The 2871-nt window shown below is 71.2% G+C and carries 3 protein-coding genes and 5 tRNA genes; 1 reads left to right on the top strand and 7 read right to left on the bottom strand.

Translation table 11 applies throughout. From position 1 onward, the window contains the following. Positions 1 to 118: 118 nt before the first annotated feature. Entirely contained in the window at positions 119 to 604 is a 486-nt protein-coding gene (locus GUY61_RS37040) for a DUF4188 domain-containing protein (RefSeq protein WP_166634679.1), read from the bottom strand. Positions 605 to 701: 97 nt separating this feature from the next. Between GUY61_RS37040 and GUY61_RS37035 the strand changes: the two genes are divergently transcribed. Next, a complete protein-coding gene (locus GUY61_RS37035) occupies positions 702 to 1343 on the top strand; it encodes a MerR family transcriptional regulator (RefSeq protein WP_166634678.1) in 642 nt (213 codons plus the stop codon). 72 nt (positions 1344 to 1415) lie between these two features. Here GUY61_RS37035 and GUY61_RS37030 read toward each other — a convergent pair. The 6 genes from GUY61_RS37030 to GUY61_RS37005 all read right to left on the bottom strand — a co-directional run bounded on the left by GUY61_RS37030 (position 1416) and on the right by GUY61_RS37005 (position 2712). Then, positions 1416 to 1488 (bottom strand) — tRNA-Glu (locus GUY61_RS37030). Positions 1489 to 1508: 20 nt separating this feature from the next. Beyond that, positions 1509 to 1580, bottom strand: a tRNA-Gln gene (locus GUY61_RS37025). Between the two features lie 21 nt (positions 1581 to 1601). Then, positions 1602 to 1674, bottom strand: a tRNA-Glu gene (locus GUY61_RS37020). A 63-nt stretch (positions 1675 to 1737) separates the two neighbouring features. Continuing rightward, positions 1738 to 1810: transfer RNA gene (locus GUY61_RS37015), tRNA-Glu, on the bottom strand. A gap of 21 nt (positions 1811 to 1831) precedes the next feature. Next, a tRNA-Gln gene (locus GUY61_RS37010) sits at positions 1832 to 1903 on the bottom strand. 89 nt (positions 1904 to 1992) lie between these two features. Further along, positions 1993 to 2712, bottom strand: a complete 720-nt coding sequence (locus GUY61_RS37005; protein ID WP_166634677.1) for an HAD family hydrolase — start codon at positions 2710 to 2712, stop codon at positions 1993 to 1995. Between the last annotated feature and the right edge of the window lie 159 nt (positions 2713 to 2871).

Here is a 2871-nt window from a genome sequence, read left to right as displayed (position 1 = left end):
GCCGCACCCCCCGGCCTGGACGCCCGCCCCGGCGAGGTGGACGCCGGACCGTCCGCACGGCGGCGCGACGCCCGCTCCGGGTGGCCCCGTGCGGGGCCACCCGGAGCGGGGGACCGGCTCAGGCCGCCCGGAGGCGGTCCGCGGCGCGCTCTCCGCGGTGGGCGACGGGGACCACTCCCCCGGCCCTGCCCAGGCCGAACTCCGGCATGTTGATGTACACGGCTTCGTGCGCCCCGGCCGGGACGGCGTACGTCTCGTGCCAGAAGCCCACCTTGCCCTTCCCCTCGCGCATCCGGCGGTTGAACGCCGCCCACGCCGGCCGGTGGGACCCGTCCCGGTCGCCGGCGTAGGCGAGGAGCTGCTCCTTCGAGGCCCAGTACTGGACGACGTAGATCAGCCTCGGCCCGCCGAAGAGCAGCTGGTACCCCATGAATCCGCTCCTCTCGTCCCGCGAGAGCTCTTTGAGCATCCGCGGCATGGCCCGGAAGACGGGCCACCAGGAGCGCGGCGCGAGGAAGTTGTTGATGCGCATCCCGATGAGGAAGACGGTCACGGCGTCGGCGCGCCGCGCGGTCATACGTCCCGGGATCGGCTTGGCGCCCATGCGGTTCTCCCTTGCTGGTTCTCCCTTGCCGAAATATTGGATAGTGGCACTATCCATGCTTGGATAGTGCCACTATCCAAGAAAGGGTGCAAGGACTGTGCGGCTGGCGGAACTGAGCGAGCGGAGCGGGGCGTCCCCGGCGACGATCAAGTACTACCTGCGGGAGGGGCTGCTGCAGCCGGGCCGCCGGGTCAGCGCCACCCAGGCCGAGTACGACGAGGGGCATCTGCGGCGCCTGCGGCTGGTGAGGGCGCTGATCCAGGTCGGCAGGATGCCGGTGGCCACGGCGCGCGAGGTCCTCCGGGCCGTCGAGGACGACTCCCTGGACCACCACATGCGGCTCGGCGCCGCCGTCTGGGCGCTCCCGCACCCGCCCGCCGCCGAGGAGGGGCCGGCCGCCGACGCCGCACGCCGCACGGTGGACGCACTGCTCGACCGCCTCGGCTGGAGCTACGGCCGGCGGACAGGACCCCTCTCCCCCGCCTACGGCATGCTGGTCGGCGCGGTCGCGGCGCTCGGCCGGCTCGGCTATCCCTGCGCGCTGGAGAACCTGCTGCCGTACGCCCGTCAGGCGGGCCAAATCGCCGTTGCCGACCTGGACTTGGTCGAGTCGTACGAGACGCCCGCCGAGCAGGTGGAGGCGGCGGTGGCGCTGACCGTGCTGTACGAGCCGGTGCTGCTGAGCCTGCGCAGGCTCGCCGAGGCCGAGGAGTCCAACCGCCGCTACGGCGAGGGCTGACCGCACGGGACGACGCGAGGGCACGGCAACGCGAAGGCGCCCTCCCCGGGAGGGAAGAGCGCCTTCTTCGCGTACCCCCGACCGGATTCGAACCGGCGCTACCGCCTTGAGAGGGCGGCGTGCTAGGCCGCTACACAACGGGGGCAAGGATCATTTCTGATCCGGCTGGGCTACCAGGACTCGAACCTAAACTAACTGAACCAGAATCAGTCGTGCTGCCAATTACACCATAGCCCACTGGTGGTTTAGACCAGAGAGTACCCCCGACCGGATTCGAACCGGCGCTACCGCCTTGAGAGGGCGGCGTGCTAGGCCGCTACACAACGGGGGCCCTAGCGATCCTGCGTCTCGAGGACACCGGGAGCGACCCAGATGACCTCGCGGGAAGGATCTGTACCCCCGACCGGATTCGAACCGGCGCTACTGCCTTGAGAGGGCAGCGTGCTAGGCCGCTACACAACGGGGGCTTTGCAGATGAGCTCTGCGAGCTGGCCTACCAGGACTCGAACCTAGACTAACTGAACCAGAATCAGTCGTGCTGCCAATTACACCATAGGCCACCAAAACACAACCCCCGGTGATGGGGGTTTGTTCTGTCCGCGTCTCCCGGTCCGGCCTGTCGGCCCTCCCGGGTGGCGCAGGAAGAACATTACCCGAAGGTGGACGGCGCTCCAAAACGGGTATCCGCCCGCAGCACCCCGGGAAGCTCGGCGAGACCCGTGATCCGCCGCAGCCCCGGTGCCGCGGCGGCCCCGCCGCGGTCCAGCCAGACGGAGAAGAGTCCGGCCTCGGCCGCGCCCCGCGCGTCGATCTCCGGGTGGTCGCCGACGTACGCCACCTGGTGCGCGGGCAACTCCAGGGCCTCGCAAGCGGCGTGGAAGGCCGCGGGTTCGGGCTTGGACACCCCGAGGTCCGCCGCGCACAGCACGGCCTCGAAGCGGTCCCGTACCCCCAGGGCGCGCAGCTTCGGCTCCTGGACGTGCAGGCTGGAGTTGGACAGCACGGCGTGCCGGTGGGTGGCGGCGAGGGCGTCCAGGGCCGGCAGCACGTCGGGGAACAGCTCCCAGGCCGCTTCGTAGTGCGTGATGTACCGCCCGAACCAGGCGTCGGCCTCCTCGTCGGTCAGCCCTGTTCCGAGGAAGACCCGCACCCGGTCGCGGCGCTGCCCGAGGAAGTCGGTCTCCCTCGCGGCGAACCTGGCCCACTGGACGTCGGTGATCTCCCGCCAGAGGCGGAGCGCCTCCTCGACGGACTCGAACCGGCCGAGCAGCCCCTCCGCCCGGAGGTGGCGGCGCATGCCCGCGCGGTCGGCCGTGGTGTAGTCGAAGATCGTGTCGTCGATGTCCCAGACCACGGCTCGGATCGTCATGTCCCGACCGTACCGTTCTGGGAATCCGGGCGGGAGTGGGTCCTGTCGCCGGGCCTCGCGGCACATGGGAGCCGGCCCGCGGGCGGGCGGCGCGGATCAGGGTGTCCGGGCCGCCCGGCCGGTCCGGGCGCGCGAGAGGGGCGGCGGCCGGACCGGCCG

It is taken from the genome of Streptomyces sp. GC420, from assembly GCF_009916105.1.
Taxonomy (GTDB): Bacteria; Actinomycetota; Actinomycetes; order Streptomycetales; family Streptomycetaceae; genus Streptomyces.
The sequence above is the reverse complement of the archived record's forward strand: the minus strand, read 5'-3'. Positions and strand labels throughout refer to the sequence as shown.